12 protein-coding genes are annotated in these 13,814 nt (G+C 64.7%); 4 read left to right on the forward strand and 8 right to left on the reverse strand.

What is annotated here, in order from left to right; all coding sequences use genetic code 11:
• The first annotated feature begins 124 nt into the window (after positions 1-124).
• Positions 125-1,186 (forward strand): MBL fold metallo-hydrolase, encoded by a 1,062-nt coding sequence (locus tag ABIB99_RS13430; protein ID WP_354176136.1) that lies wholly within the window; start codon positions 125-127, stop codon positions 1,184-1,186.
• A gap of 109 nt (positions 1,187-1,295) precedes the next feature.
• Here ABIB99_RS13430 and aroQ read toward each other — a convergent pair whose 3' ends face one another.
• Genes aroQ through ABIB99_RS13450 form a run of 4 tightly spaced genes read right to left on the reverse strand, consistent with a single transcriptional unit; the run spans position 1,296 to position 4,626 of the window.
• Complete coding sequence (aroQ, locus tag ABIB99_RS13435) at positions 1,296-1,727, reverse strand: type II 3-dehydroquinate dehydratase (protein ID WP_247316300.1); 432 nt, start codon at positions 1,725-1,727, stop codon at positions 1,296-1,298.
• 19 nt (positions 1,728-1,746) lie between these two features.
• Positions 1,747-3,027: a TRAP transporter large permease gene (locus ABIB99_RS13440; RefSeq protein WP_354176138.1), complete on the reverse strand. Its 1,281-nt coding sequence runs from the start codon at positions 3,025-3,027 to the stop codon at positions 1,747-1,749.
• Positions 3,024-3,572 carry a TRAP transporter small permease gene (locus tag ABIB99_RS13445; RefSeq protein ID WP_502917499.1) on the reverse strand — a complete coding sequence of 183 codons (549 nt, stop codon included), beginning with the start codon at positions 3,570-3,572 and terminating at the stop codon, positions 3,024-3,026. Before ABIB99_RS13445 ends, ABIB99_RS13440 begins: the two co-directional genes overlap by 4 nt.
• A gap of 25 nt (positions 3,573-3,597) precedes the next feature.
• The gene (locus tag ABIB99_RS13450; RefSeq protein WP_354176142.1) at positions 3,598-4,626 is read right to left on the reverse strand and encodes a TRAP transporter substrate-binding protein; all 1,029 of its coding nucleotides are present in this window, start codon (positions 4,624-4,626) and stop codon (positions 3,598-3,600) included.
• Between the two features lie 158 nt (positions 4,627-4,784).
• Between ABIB99_RS13450 and ABIB99_RS13455 the strand changes: the two genes are divergently transcribed.
• The 3 genes from ABIB99_RS13455 (at position 4,785) to ABIB99_RS13465 (ending at position 10,763) form a co-directional block, all read left to right on the forward strand.
• Positions 4,785-5,519, forward strand: a complete 735-nt coding sequence (locus ABIB99_RS13455; protein WP_354176143.1) for a GntR family transcriptional regulator — start codon at positions 4,785-4,787, stop codon at positions 5,517-5,519.
• A 197-nt stretch (positions 5,520-5,716) separates the two neighbouring features.
• Positions 5,717-6,946: a 5-aminolevulinate synthase gene (hemA, locus tag ABIB99_RS13460; protein WP_028148697.1), complete on the forward strand. Its 1,230-nt coding sequence runs from the start codon at positions 5,717-5,719 to the stop codon at positions 6,944-6,946.
• Between the two features lie 307 nt (positions 6,947-7,253).
• Complete coding sequence (locus tag ABIB99_RS13465) at positions 7,254-10,763, forward strand: PAS domain-containing hybrid sensor histidine kinase/response regulator (RefSeq protein WP_354176145.1); 3,510 nt, start codon at positions 7,254-7,256, stop codon at positions 10,761-10,763.
• A 7-nt stretch (positions 10,764-10,770) separates the two neighbouring features.
• On the opposite strand, the gene ABIB99_RS13470 is transcribed toward ABIB99_RS13465, so the two are convergent.
• The 4 genes from ABIB99_RS13470 to ABIB99_RS13485 form a co-directional block, all read right to left on the reverse strand.
• A complete protein-coding gene (locus tag ABIB99_RS13470; RefSeq protein ID WP_354176146.1) occupies positions 10,771-11,595 on the reverse strand; it encodes an SDR family NAD(P)-dependent oxidoreductase in 825 nt (274 codons plus the stop codon).
• A 17-nt stretch (positions 11,596-11,612) separates the two neighbouring features.
• Positions 11,613-12,176: a cytochrome P460 family protein gene (locus ABIB99_RS13475; protein ID WP_354176147.1), complete on the reverse strand. Its 564-nt coding sequence runs from the start codon at positions 12,174-12,176 to the stop codon at positions 11,613-11,615.
• A gap of 77 nt (positions 12,177-12,253) precedes the next feature.
• Positions 12,254-13,282, reverse strand: coding sequence for an alpha/beta fold hydrolase (locus tag ABIB99_RS13480; RefSeq protein ID WP_085402611.1), 1,029 nt, complete (start codon positions 13,280-13,282; stop codon positions 12,254-12,256).
• 35 nt (positions 13,283-13,317) lie between these two features.
• Entirely contained in the window at positions 13,318-13,737 is a 420-nt protein-coding gene (locus ABIB99_RS13485; RefSeq protein WP_354176149.1) for an organic hydroperoxide resistance protein, read from the reverse strand.
• Between the last annotated feature and the right edge of the window lie 77 nt (positions 13,738-13,814).

Genomic DNA, 13,814 nt, shown 5'->3' on the forward strand with positions numbered 1-13,814 from the left:
GTGGCCCGGATGGAGCGCCGCGTAATCCGGGCTACGGAAAACTGCGGGGATGACCGCCATGCGGAGACCACGGCCCGGCCTTTTTCGGCTGGCGCCTCGCGCCCGGCGGGTTTAAGCCGGTAGCATGAACCCGAAAACCGACACCGTGCAGTCCTCGGCCGAGGCCCTGCGCTATCCCTGGGAACAGCATCCCGGCCCCGAAGAGGTCGTCGAGGTGCGTCCCGGCGTGTTGTGGGCGCGGCTGAAACTGCCGTTCCGCCTCAACCACGTGAACATCTACCTGCTCGCCGACGGCGACGGCTATGCGATGATCGATGCCGGCTTCGGCAACGAGGAAACGATCGAGGCCTGGACCAGACTGTTCGAGGGGCCGCTGAAGGGCGTCAACATCACGCGCCTGATCGTCACGCATTCGCACCCCGATCACGTCGGCCTTGCGGGCTGGATCGTCGAGCGGTTCAACTGCCCGCTGGTGATGACGCAGGTCGAATACCTGCAATCGGTCTACCACCAGAACCGCGGCACCGAGGAGCGGCGCGAAGCCCAGCGGCTGTTCTTCCGCCGCCACGGCATGGACGAGTCGCTCACCGAAAAGCTGCTCGGCCGCGGCCAGGATTATCTCAAGCGCGTCTCGGTGCTGCCGCCGTCCTACCGCCGCATCTCGCATGGCGACGAGGTCGTGATCGGCACCCGCCGCTTCAAGGTGATCACCGGCGGCGGGCACGCGCTCGACCAGGTGATGCTGTATTGCGCCGACGACAAGCTGTTCCTCTCCGCCGACCAGGTGCTGAGCAAGATCTCGCCCAATGTCAGCGTCTGGGCGGTCGAACCCGACCAGAATTCGCTCGGCGAATATCTGGCCTCGCTCGCGAGCCTGACCACCACCCTGCCCTACGATCTGCTGGTGCTGCCCGGCCACGGCGTGCCGTTCTATGGTCTGAAGACCCGCATCAAGCAGCTCGCCGATCACCACGAGGAGCGCTGCCGCCTGATCGCGGAAGCCTGCAGCGAGGTGCCGCAGACCTCGCGCGCCCTGGTGCCTGTCGTGTTCAACAAGCACGTGCTTGACGAGCACCAGATGGGCTTTGCCGCCGGCGAACTCGTTGCCCACGTCAATTACATGATCGTCGAGGGCCGTCTGACGGCGGAGACGAAAGACGGCGTGCTCCAGTTCCGGACGACTTGAGCCACGGCGTCATGGCCGGGCTTGTCCCGGCCATCCACGTTCTTTCAGGTCGAAACGAGTTCGTGGATGCCCGGGACAAGCCCGGGCATGACGAGTTTGTGGAAGCGGCTCACTTCATATTCGCGATCGCGTGCAGCGCCGCGACGTAGCCGAACGGGCCCAGCCCGCAGATCACACCGGTGGCCACGAACGAGATCTTGGAGTGGCGGTGATATTCGTCGCGGGCGTGGATGTTGGAGATATGGACCTCCAGCACCGGGCCTTCGAAGGTCTTGATCGCGTCCATGATCGAGACCGAGGTGAAGGAAAGACCGGCCGGATTGATGATGATGGCATCGGCGTCCTGCCGCGCCGACTGGATCAGATCGACCAGCACGCCTTCATGGTTGGACTGGTGGAAGGCCAACTTGAGCCCGAGCTTGGCAGCCGCTTCCTCGCAGCTTGCGTTGACCTGGTCGAGCGTGGTCGTGCCGTAGATGTGCGGCTCGCGGATGCCGAGCATGTTGAGGTTGGGACCGTTGAGGATCATCACGCGCTTCATGGACAGGTCCTTCTGGAAGTTAGCCACCGAACCACTTGGCCGGGCCGGTGACGAGAATGGGAAACAGCGTCAGCAAGGCTAGCACGACGAGCTGCGCGATCATGAAGGGCCAGACGCCGCGGATCAGATCATCCATCGAGACGCGGGCAACGCCACAGACGACGTTGAGCACGACGCCGACCGGCGGCGTGATCAGCCCGATCGCATTGTTGATGATGAAGAGCACGCCGAAATAGACGGGGTCGATGCCGGCCTGCTTGACGATCGGCATCAGGATCGGCGTCAGGATCAGGATCGTCGGCGTCATGTCCAGCGCGGTGCCGACGATGACGACGATGATCATCAGAACGAAGGTGAGGAGAGTCTTGTTGCCCGCGAACGGTTGCACGAGCGCAACGATCTGGTCGGAAATCTCGGCAACCGTGATCAGCCAGGACGATACCAGCGCCGCGGCGACGAGGAACATCACGACAGCCGTGGTCTGCGCCGTCGAGACCAGCAGTGCCGGCAGCTGTGCCGGCCTAAGCTCGCGATAGACGCCCATCGCCACCACCAGCGAGTAGACGGCGACGACGACGGCCGCTTCCGTCGGCGTGAAGATGCCGAAGCGAAGGCCGAAAATGATGATCATCGGCAGCATCAGGGCCCAGAAGCCGTCGATCAGCGCGCGCCAGATCTCGGCGATGCTCTTGCGTGGGAGGCGCGCCGGGTTCTCCTTGCGCACCACCCACCACCATGCAAAGCACAGGCCGACGCCGAGCAGCAGGCCCGGCACGATGCCGGCCAGAAACAGCTTCGAGATCGAGACATTGGCGGCGACGCCGAAAATGACGAAACCGATCGACGGAGGAATGACGGGCGCGATGATCCCGCCGGCAGCGACGAGGCCAGCCGCACTGGCGCGATTGTGGCCAGCCGCGGCCATCATCGGCACCAGGAGCGCACCGAGCGCCGCGGCGTCCGCGACCGCCGAGCCCGAGAGCGAGGCCAGGATGCATGACGTCAGGATCGCGACATAGCCGAGCCCGCCGCGGAAATGGCCGACCAGCGCGATCGCGAAGTTGAGGATGCGGCGTGCCAGCCCGCCGGTGTTCATGACTTCGCCGGCTAGGATGAAGAACGGCACCGCCATCAACGGAAAGGAATCGACGCCATTGATGACGTTCTGCGCGATGATCTGGGAGTCGAACATCGCGAGATAGGTCATCAGCGCGATGCCGCAGATGATCAGCGCAAACGCGATCGGCATGCCGATCGCCATGGCGCCGAGTAGCGAGAAGGTGAAGACGGCGACAGTCATGCCTGCTGCTTTCCGCTCGCGGCGCCGGGAGAATGCGGGAGCTCCTCGGACTCGCTGATGGCGATCAGATCGGCATCGGCGACCTGCCCGGTCACGAGCCGATAGAGCTCGTGCACGATGATCACGCAGGAGGAGGCGCCGAACACGATCCCGGCGGCGTAGAACAGGCCGACCGAGAGTCCGGAGGCGGGCGCCACCGTGTCCCAGTTCAACACCGTCTGCTTCCAGGAGCCTTCCGTCAGCAGCACGGAGGCATAGAGCATCAGCGCGTGGCTGAGGCCGTAGCAGACCTTGCGGCCGAGCGGCGACAGCACCTTGACGAGGCTGTCGACGCCGAGATGGGCATGCTCCTTCAGGCCGATGATCGCGCCCAGAAACACCATCCACACGAACAGCCAGCGCGACAGCTCTTCCGAGATCGCGATACCGGAATTGAAGCCGTAGCGCAGCACGACGTTGCCGAACACCAGCACCACCATGGCGGCGAGCAGCACCGCGATCACCGCGCGGAGCAGCCAGAAATAGGCGTTGACCATCGTTTTCATCATGTCCGGCCTGCTGCGCGTCGGCTTACGGCTTGAGCGCATGCACGCGGTCGAGCTCGCTGTTGAACAGCTTGACGATGGCGGGGTCGTAGTCGGCCGAGAATTTTTCCGCGATCGGCTTTGTCTTCTCGCGCATGCGATCGAGCTCGGCGGGTGCGATCTCGTTGACCGCCATGCCCTTGGCCTTGAGCTCGTCGATCGCGGCGTTGGCCTGCTCGCGGCTGACCTTGCGCTGGTAGTCGCGCGCCTCGATCGCCGCGTCCTGCAAGATCTTCTGCTCGTCAGGCGAAAGACCGTCCCAGAATTTCTTGCTGATCAGGATGATGTTGGTCGAATAGGTGTGGTTGGTGACGCTGAGATACTTTTGCACCTCGAAGAACTTGTTCGACAGGATCACCGAGAACGGGTTCTCCTGGCCGTCGACGGTGCCCGTCTCCAGCGCGCTATAGAGCTCCGAAAAACTCATCGGCACCGGGTTGGCGTTGAAGGCCTTGAAGGTCTCCAGATAGACCGGGTTCGGGATCACCCGGATCTTGATGCCGCCGAGGTCTTCGCCCCTGGTGATGGCACGCTTGCTGTTGGTGACGTTGCGGAAGCCGAGATCCCAATAAGCGAGACCAACCAGCCCCTTCTCAGGCAGCTTTGCCAGCAGCGCTGCGCCGAGCGGACCATCGAGCAGGGCATCGGCCTGCTGCGGCGTCGAGACGATGAAGGGGAAATCGATCAGGCCGTAATCCTTGACGATGCCGACCAGCGACGTCGTCGCCGGCGACTGCATCTCCTGGGTGCCGGCGCGCAGCGCCGATTGCTGCTGCATCTCGCTGCCCAGCTGGTTGGCCGGATATTCGCGCACCTTGAGCTTGCCGCCGCTCTTGGCCGCGACGATCTCGGCGAATTTCTGCACGCCTTTGCTGACGGGATGGTCGGTGTTGTTGAGGTGCCCCCAGCGGATGGTGCGCTCCTGAATGGCCTGCGCCGAGGCCGGCCCCATCGCGCCCAAGGCGACCGCGCCGATCGCCGCCACCAAAGCCAGACCTTTGAACCGAACGGGCATCGCCCCCTCCCCTGTTGATCTCGTTCTTAGGGGCGGGAACGTCTTATATGACGAATTATAAATCAACCTATATTTTTGATTTTGTCTGATATTATAAGAAACGCTTGATAAAGTTACGAAATTTGGCAAAACGCACGTCCAAAGCGCTAGGATGAGGCATGGACACCCTTCCCGACACGACAGCCGAGACGGTGGGCGACAGCGCCTATCGCCGCATCCGCACCGACCTGATCTTCGGCAAGCTGACGCCGGGGCAGAAGCTGAAGCTCGAGCGGATGAGCGGCGCCTACGGCACCAGCATCTCGACGCTGCGCGAGACGCTGAACCGGCTGTGCTCGGAAGGTTTTGTCGTCGCCGAAGGCCAGCGCGGCTTCGAGGTCGCGCCGATCTCGGCGACCGAATTCCAGGAGATCGCGGAGCTGCGCGAGCTGCTCGAGAGCCACATGATCGAGAAGTCGTTCGCGGCCGGCGATCTCGACTGGGAAGCGCACATCGTCTCGGCGCATCACAAGCTCGCGGCGATGGAGCGGATGCTGCTGTCAGGCGAGCGATCCGATGCGGAGAGCTGGAAACAGTGCGATTTCCAGTTTCACCGCGCGCTCGTCGCGGCCTGCGGCTCGAAGGTGCTGCTCGATGCGCATGCCGCGGTCTATGACCGCTATCTGCGCTACCAGATGATCGCCGTGGTGTTCCGTGGCGAGATGGCGGCGGCCGAGCATCGCGAGCTGAAAGAGCTGGCGCTGAAGCGCGACGCCAAGGGCGCGAACAAGGTGCTGCACACCCACATCCATGATTGCGTGGCGCATGCCTTGCGCAATTCGGATTGGTTAAAGCCGGTGGCCGCCGTCAAGGACGCGCGGAGCGAGCCGCGCAAGAAGGCCAAGGCCGGGTAGACGCGCACCGCCGCCAATGGTGCAAAGCAACATTGCCTCTCGCGCGAACTTGATCGGGATCAAGTTTCAAATCGCACGATAGGGCATTTTGCCTAAATGCTCCCATGCCCAAATGTGGGATAGCGCATAGACTCTAGAGCTGGAAAAGCTCTAAGAAGATGCGCCCTTTTTGGTCAGTTCCGTCTTAGGTTTTGCCGATGGATTACGCCCAGTTCTTCAATACCGCCCTCGATCGTCTCCACACCGAGCGGCGCTACCGCGTGTTCGCCGATCTCGAACGCATCGCCGGCCGGTTCCCGCATGCGCTCTGGCACTCGCCCAAGGGCAAACGCGACGTCGTGATCTGGTGCTCCAACGATTATCTCGGCATGGGCCAGCACCCGAAGGTGGTCGGCGCCATGGTCGAAACCGCGACCCGCGTCGGCACCGGCGCAGGCGGCACCCGCAACATCGCCGGCACCCATCATCCGCTGGTGCAGCTCGAGGCCGAGCTCGCCGATCTCCACGGCAAGGAAGCGTCGCTGCTGTTCACCTCGGGCTATGTCTCGAACCAGACCGGCATCGCGACCATCGCGAAGCTCATTCCGAACTGCCTGATCCTGTCGGACGAGCTCAACCACAATTCGATGATCGAGGGCATCCGCCAGTCCGGCTGCGAGCGCGTCGTGTTCCGCCACAACGACCTCGCCGACCTCGAAGAGAAGTTGAAGGCCGCAGGTCCGAACCGGCCGAAGCTGATCGCCTGCGAAAGCCTCTATTCGATGGACGGCGACGTCGCCCCGCTCGCCAAGATCTGCGATCTCGCCGAGAAATATGGCGCGATGACCTATGTCGACGAGGTCCATGCCGTCGGCATGTACGGCCCGCGCGGCGGCGGCATCGCCGAGCGTGACGGCGTCATGCATCGCATCGATATTCTCGAAGGCACGCTGGCCAAGGCGTTCGGCTGTCTCGGCGGCTACATCGCCGCCAACGGCCAGATCATCGACGCCGTGCGCTCCTACGCGCCGGGCTTCATCTTCACCACCGCGCTGCCGCCGGCGATCTGCTCGGCCGCGACCGCCGCGATCAAGCACCTGAAGACCTCGAACTGGGAGCGCGAGCGCCACCAGGACCGCGCCGCCCGCGTCAAGGCGATCCTCAACGCCGCCGGCCTGCCTGTGATGTCGAGCGACACCCATATCGTGCCGCTGTTCATCGGCGATGCCGAGAAGTGCAAGCAGGCGTCCGACCTGCTGCTGGAACAGCACGGCATCTACATTCAGCCGATCAACTATCCGACGGTGGCCAAGGGCACCGAACGCCTACGCATCACGCCCTCGCCCTATCACGACGACGGCTTGATCGATCAGCTCGCCGAAGCGCTCCTGCAGGTGTGGGACCGCCTCGGTCTGCCGCTCAAGCAAAAGTCGCTGGCGGCGGAGTAGGCGTTTCTCCACCCTCCCCTGGAGGGGGAGGGTCGGCTCACATTGAGCGCAGCGAAAATGGGAGACGGGGTGGGGTGACAGTCTCTCCACCTCTGACGCTGCTCGTGTGGAAAGATCACCCTTCGCGCGATCGACCCTCCCCCTCCAGGGAAGGGTAAGCGGGATCCGCGTCCGCCCGCACCTTAACGACAACCCCAATTCCCGCCCCGGTAGAGCATTTCGCTGTCGCTTGCGCCCGCCCAACGCGCTAGATTTGCAGGGAAAATGAGTTCGGGCGCCCTCGCGCCCAGGGAGAAGCGCGCTCGCCATGCTGCACGACTGGGGCGTGATCGCTGCCGCCTTCGGCTATATCGGTTTCCTGTTCCTGGTGGCGAGCCATGGCGACCGCCGCTCGCCGGCCGGGCGCGGCCGCGCGTCCGGGCTGATCTATCCGCTGTCGCTCGCGATTTATTGCACCTCCTGGACCTTCTTCGGCTCGGTCGGCTTCGCCACCCGCGCCTCGACCGACTTCCTCGCCATCTATGTCGGCCCGATCCTGATGATCGGGCTCGGCGCGGGCGTCCTGCGCCGCGTGATCCAGCTCGCGAAGGCGCACAACATCACCTCGATCGCCGACTTCATCGGCGCGCGCTACGGCAAGAGCCAGGCGGTGGCGGCGACGGTGGCGCTGATCGCGATCATCGGCTCGGTGCCCTACATCGCGCTCCAGCTCAAGGCGGTCGCCTCCTCGCTCGAAACGATCCTGAGCGAGGACCAGGCGTTCTCCCACATCCCGATCCTCGGCGACATGGCGCTGATGGTGACGCTGGCGATGGCCGCCTTCGCCGTGCTGTTCGGCACGCGGCAGACCGACGCCACCGAGCATCAGCACGGCCTGATGCTGGCGGTCGCAACCGAATCCATCATCAAGCTGATCGCCTTCCTTGCCGCCGGCATCTTCGTCACCTTCTGGATGTTCTCGCCACACGAATTGATCGAGCGCGCGATGAGGACGCCGGAGGCGGTGCGCGCCATCAACTATTCGCCGTCGATCGGCAACTTCCTCACCATGACGCTGCTGTCGCTCTGCGCGATCATGCTGCTGCCCCGCCAGTTCCACGTCAGCGTGGTCGAAAACTCCTCGGATGCCGAGGTCAGCCGCGCGCGCTGGCTGTTCCCGTTCTATCTCGTCGCCATCAATTTGTTCGTGATCCCGATCGCGCTCGCCGGCCTCGTCACCTTTCCGTTCGGCGCGGTCGATCCGGACATGTATGTGCTGGCGCTGCCAATGGAGGGCGGTGCGGGACTTCTCAGCGTCGCGGTCTTCGTCGGAGGGCTGTCGGCGGCGACCGCGATGGTGATCGTCGAATGCGTCGCGCTATCCATCATGGTCTCGAACGACCTCGTGGTGCCCCTGGTGCTGCAGCGGCGGCCGGAGGGGCGCACCGGCGGCGCCGATTTCAGCGACTTCCTGCTGCGCTCGCGCCGGCTTGCGATCTTCGCCATCATGGTGATGGCCTATTTCTACTACCGCGCGCTCGGCAACACCCAGCTTGCGGCGATCGGCCTGCTCTCCTTTGCCGCCATCGCCCAGCTCGCGCCGAGCTTCTTCGGCGGGCTGCTGTGGCGGCGCGCCACCGCGCGCGGCGCCATCGGCGGCATGCTGGTCGGCTTCGCGGTGTGGCTCTACACGCTGTTCATCCCGAGCTTCATGGATTCCTCGACGGCGGGCATCCTGCTGCTCCAGCACGGCCCGTTCGGCATCGAGGCACTGCGGCCGCAGGCGCTGTTCGGCGCCGACCTGCCGCCGCTGATGCACGGCGTAATCTGGTCGCTGTCGCTCAACATCCTGACCTATGTGCTGCTGTCGCTGGCGCGGCGGCCGTCCTCGATCGAGCTGGTGCAAGCCGATCTGTTCGTACCCAACACGCTCGCGCCGATCTCCCCGAACTTCCGCCGCTGGCGCACCACCGTCACGGTGCAGGACATCCAGACCACGGTCGCGCAATATCTCGGGCCCGACCGCGCCCGGCACTCCTTCGAGGCATTTTCGGTGCGGCGCAATGTGCGCCTGGAATCCGGTGCGCCCGCCGATTTCGAACTGCTGCAACACGCCGAGCACCTGATCGCCTCTTCGATCGGCGCAGCCTCCTCGCGGCTCGTGATGTCGCTGCTGCTGCGCAAGCGGACGGTCTCGGCGAAGGCGGCGCTGAAACTGCTCGACGATTCCCACGCCGCGCTGCATTTCAATCGCGAGATCCTCCAGACCGCGCTCAACCATGTCCGCCAGGGCATCGCCGTGTTCGACGCCGATCTGCAGCTGATCTGCTCCAACCGGCAGTTCGGCGATCTCCTGAACGTGCCGCCGCATTTCATCCAGTTCGGCACGCCATTGCGTGAAATCCTGGAATTCATGGGTGTGAGCGAGCCGGACAATCCGGTCGAGCGCGAAGCCATGCTGGAGCGGCGGCTCGCGGCTTACACCACCGACGGCGAGCCTTATCTCGAGCGCCTGCCCGACCGCCACATGGTGATCGAGATCTTGACCAACCGCATGCCCGGCGGCGGCTTCGTCATCACCTTCACCGATGTCACCCCCACGTTCGAGGCCGCCGAAGCGCTGGAGCGCGCCAACGCGACGCTCGAAAAGCGCGTGCGCGACCGCACCGAGGAGCTGACCCGGCTGAATTCCGAGCTGGCACTGGCCAAGAGCGCGGCCGAGGACGCCAGCATCTCCAAGACGCGATTCCTGGCGGCGGCCAGCCACGACATCCTTCAGCCCCTGAACGCGGCGCGGCTCTATGTCACCAGCCTGGTCGAGCGCCAGCACAGCGGCGAGGAGACGCGGCTGGTCGAGAACATCGACGAATCGCTCCAGGCGATCGAGGAGATCCTCGGCGCCCTGCTCGACATATCGCGGCTGGACGCCGGCGCGATGACGACCTCGATTTCGAGCTTCAAGATGGCCGATTTGATGCGCTCGCTGGAGATCGAGTTTGCACCGATCGCGCGCGCCAAGAACCTGGAGCTCGCCTTCGTGCCCTGCTCGCTGCCGGTCGAGTCCGACCGGCTCTTGCTGCGGCGCCTGCTCCAGAACCTGATCTCCAACGCGATCAAATACACCCCGCGCGGACGCGTGCTGGTCGGCTGCCGCCGCCAGGGCCCTTCACTGAAAATCTGCGTCTACGACACCGGCGTCGGCATCCCCCCGGTCAAGCGCGGCGAGATCTTCAAGGAGTTCCACCGCCTCGAACAGGGCGCGCGGATCGCCCGCGGCCTTGGACTCGGCCTCTCGATCGTCGAGCGTCTTGCACGCGTGCTCAAGCACGGCATCGCCATCGACGGCAACAAGAGCGGCGGCTCGGTCTTCTCCGTGACGGTGCCGACGGCGAAGGCGATCACCCACACCGCGGCCGTGACCAGCGCGACGCCGCTGGCGCGTAGGCCGATCTCTGGCGCCCTCATCGTCTGCATCGAGAACGACGCAGCGATCCTCGACGGCATGCGCACGCTGCTGAAGGCCTGGGACGCCGAGGTCATCGCGGTCGCCGACCCCGAGGGCGCGATCGCCGCGATCGAAGGCGCGGGCCGCCGCGTCACCGGCCTGCTGGTCGATTATCACCTCGACCGCGGCAACGGCATTGCCGCCATCCGCGACATTCGCCGCCGCTTTGGCGACAGCATCCCTGCGATCCTGATCACCGCCGACCGTAGCCCCGCAGTGCAGGTTGCCGCGCGCGAGGAAAACGTCGCGGTGCTCAACAAGCCGGTGAAGCCGGCCTCGCTCCGCGCCCTGCTGGGACAATGGCGCACGCAGCAGATGGTGGCGGCGGAGTGAGACGCGGTCAGTAGTCGGTCGAGACGCTGAGCGCGCGCCACTTCTCCAGTTCGTCGAGGCGTTGCCGGTCCGTCGCCGCGATGGCGTTCACGGCGTCGCTGCCGAGCGCGATCCGCAGCGGCGGGCTGTCCATGTCGACGAGCTCCAGCACGACGGCAGCGGCCTTCGCCGGATCGCCCGGCTGGCGGCCATCGTAATCGCGCTGCATCCTGACGGCGGCTCCAACGACGGCATCGTACTCCGCCCGCCCTTCGCCGGTCGCATGCGCTGACTGCGCAAAGCCCGTACGGAAGCCGCCGGGTTCGACGAGCGTCACGTGCACGCCGATCAACGCCATCTCGCGCGCCAGCGATTCCGAAAAGCCCTCGATGCCCCATTTCGCGGCCGAATAGGCCGCGCGTGCGGGGGCTCCTATCCGTCCGCCGACGGATGAGAATTGCACGATATGCCCGCGGCGCCGCCGGCGCAGCACAGGAATCGCCGCCTTGGTGACGATGATGGTGCCGAGCAGATTGACCTCGATCTGCTGACGGAACGAGGCCAGGCTCGTGTCCTCGACCGATCCGAGATCGCCATAGCCGGCATTGTTCACGACCACATCGACGCCGCCGAACGCCTCCACGGCGAGGCCGATGGCCGCTTGCGCGGCCGCCTCGTCAGTCACGTCGAGCGTTGCGAGCCGCAGTCTTTCCTCAAAGCGTTCCCGCAGCGGTTCGAGCGGACCGAGATTCCTGGCAGTGGCAACCACCCGGTCACCCGCCGCAAGCGCGGCTTCCGTGATGGCACGTCCGAGCCCGCGCGAGCTGCCGCTGATGAACCAGATCTTTGACACGGTGGGCTCCTGACCGCTCAAGGCGCAAGCCGGGTGAAGACGTAGTCGTGGCTCTTGGCGCGGGCGTCGTGGCAGGTGAAGCAGGTGCGGTGCTGTGCCTCGTCAACCGGCTTGCCATTGATGAAGCGGCCGAACCCCCAGCCGCCGGTGGACGCATATTTCCTGGAATCCTTGACCATCACCTGCACCGTGGTGGCCGCGCCGGGAATCGTCGCGGATGCGAATTCCGGCGACTGTTTCCGTTTCCAGGCGCGCTTGACCAGAATGGTGCCATCGGGGAACGGAAGTTTTCCGGCCTGATAAGCATCGATCGCGGTCTGGTTGCCGACAACGGCGCGAAGCTCATCGAGCGGTGCCGCCTCTTCGGCGGGCGCGATCAGCTCCCACTGCTTGTAACCCGCAGGAATCGTGACGCCGAAGATCGGCGAGGCGTCTGCCGTATTGCCTTGCACCGGCCCCTCCGCAAGAGCGATCGAGACCAGGTAGGGCACGCAAGTCAGGAGAACGACGAGAAGGAGCGCGGCAAGCGTGAGAGCCGTCGCATAAGAGCGCTTTTTCTTTTCAGGTTCGATGGACGTCATGACGTTCCTTCATGCTGGGAGCGGAGCGCGGCATAGCCTCGGTCCAGCCGCGCTGGACCGAGGCATCGAATGAACGCTCAGGCGCCGTCGGCGTCGATGACGGCCTTGGCGAAGGCTTGCGGCGCTTCCTGCGGCAGATTGTGGCCGATGCCGCCGGTGATCAGGCGGAAGTCGTACCGGCCTGAGAACCTCTTGGCATAGGCGCTGGGGTCGGGATGCGGCGCGCCGTTGGCGTCGCCCTCCATCGTGATCGTCGGGACGCTGATCACCGGAGCTGCAGCGAGCTTCTTTTCGAGCTCCTCGTATTTCGCTTCGCCCTGGGCGAGCCCGAGCCGCCAGCGGTAATTGTGGATCGTGATGGCGACATGATCCTTGTTGTCCAGCGCCGCAGCGCTCCGGCTAAAGGTCGCGTCGTCGAACTTCCATTGCGGCGAGGCGAGCTTCCAGATCAGCTTGGCGAAATCATGCGTGTACTTCTCGTATCCGGCGCGGCCGCGCTCGGTCGCGAAATAGAACTGGTACCACCATTGCAGCTCGGCCGACGGCGGCAGCGGCGCGTTGCCCGCGGCCTGGCTCGAGATCAGATAGCCGCTGACCGACACCAGCGCGCGGCAGCGATCCGGCCACAACGCAGCGATGATATCGGCGGTGCGCGCGCCCCAGTCGAAGCCGGCGATAACAGCCTTCTTGATGTCGAGCTTGTCCATCAGCGCGATGATGTCCACGGCCATGGCCGCGGGCTCGCCGTTGCGCGGCGTCTCGCTGGAAAGGAAATGCGTCGAGCCGTAGCCGCGCAGGTACGGGATGATCACGCGATAGCCGGCCTTTGCCAGGATCGGCGCGACATCGACGAACGCGTGAATGTCGTAAGGCCAGCCGTGCAACAGGATCGCCACGGGACCGTTCGAGGGACCTGCCTCCGCATAACCGACATTGAGGGCGCCGGCGTCGATCTGCTTGATCGGACCGAACGACGCATTCGATGCGGACGACTTCGGCGCGTCCGTTTCGGCACGGGCGAGGTCGATCACGCCGAGACCGACGGCGACGGTTCCCGCGGCGACGCCGAAAAATTTGCGGCGGTGCTGGTCGATGATCTGTTTCATGGTGGTGCTACCTTGTTGATGGTTGGTGATGTCCGTCAGATCAGCGCGACTGTGACGTCGATATTGCCGCGGACGGCCTTGGAATAGGGGCAGGTCTGGTGCGCCTCATCGACGATGCCGCGCGCGATCTCGCGATCGAGACCCGGCAGGCTGACGTTGAGGCGTGCGCTGAGGGCGTAAGTGCCCTCATCGAGAAGAAGGTCGATTTCCGCATCGATCGCGCTGTTTCTCGGAAGCACGATTTTCCGCTTGCGCGCGGCCATCTCCATGGCGCCTTCGAAGCAGGCCGACCAGCCGGCCGCGAACAATTGCTCGGGATTGGTGCCGATGCCCGCGCCGCCCGGTGGCGACAATTTGACGTCGAGGCGGCCGTCGGAGCTGCGCGATATGCCGTCCTGTCGTCCACCGCTGGTGTGGGTCTTGCCCGTGTAAAGCAGTTTTGCCGCTTGCGTCATGAAGGTCTCCTTGCCGTCGCGCAATTGACTAGCAGCGGCGGCGGCAGGACACCCGTTTGGACTTGTGAGAAGTTGTG

Origin of the sequence: Bradyrhizobium sp. LA6.1 (assembly GCF_040547805.1) — a bacterium.
In the GTDB taxonomy this organism is placed as follows: Bacteria; Pseudomonadota; Alphaproteobacteria; order Rhizobiales; family Xanthobacteraceae; genus Bradyrhizobium; species Bradyrhizobium barranii.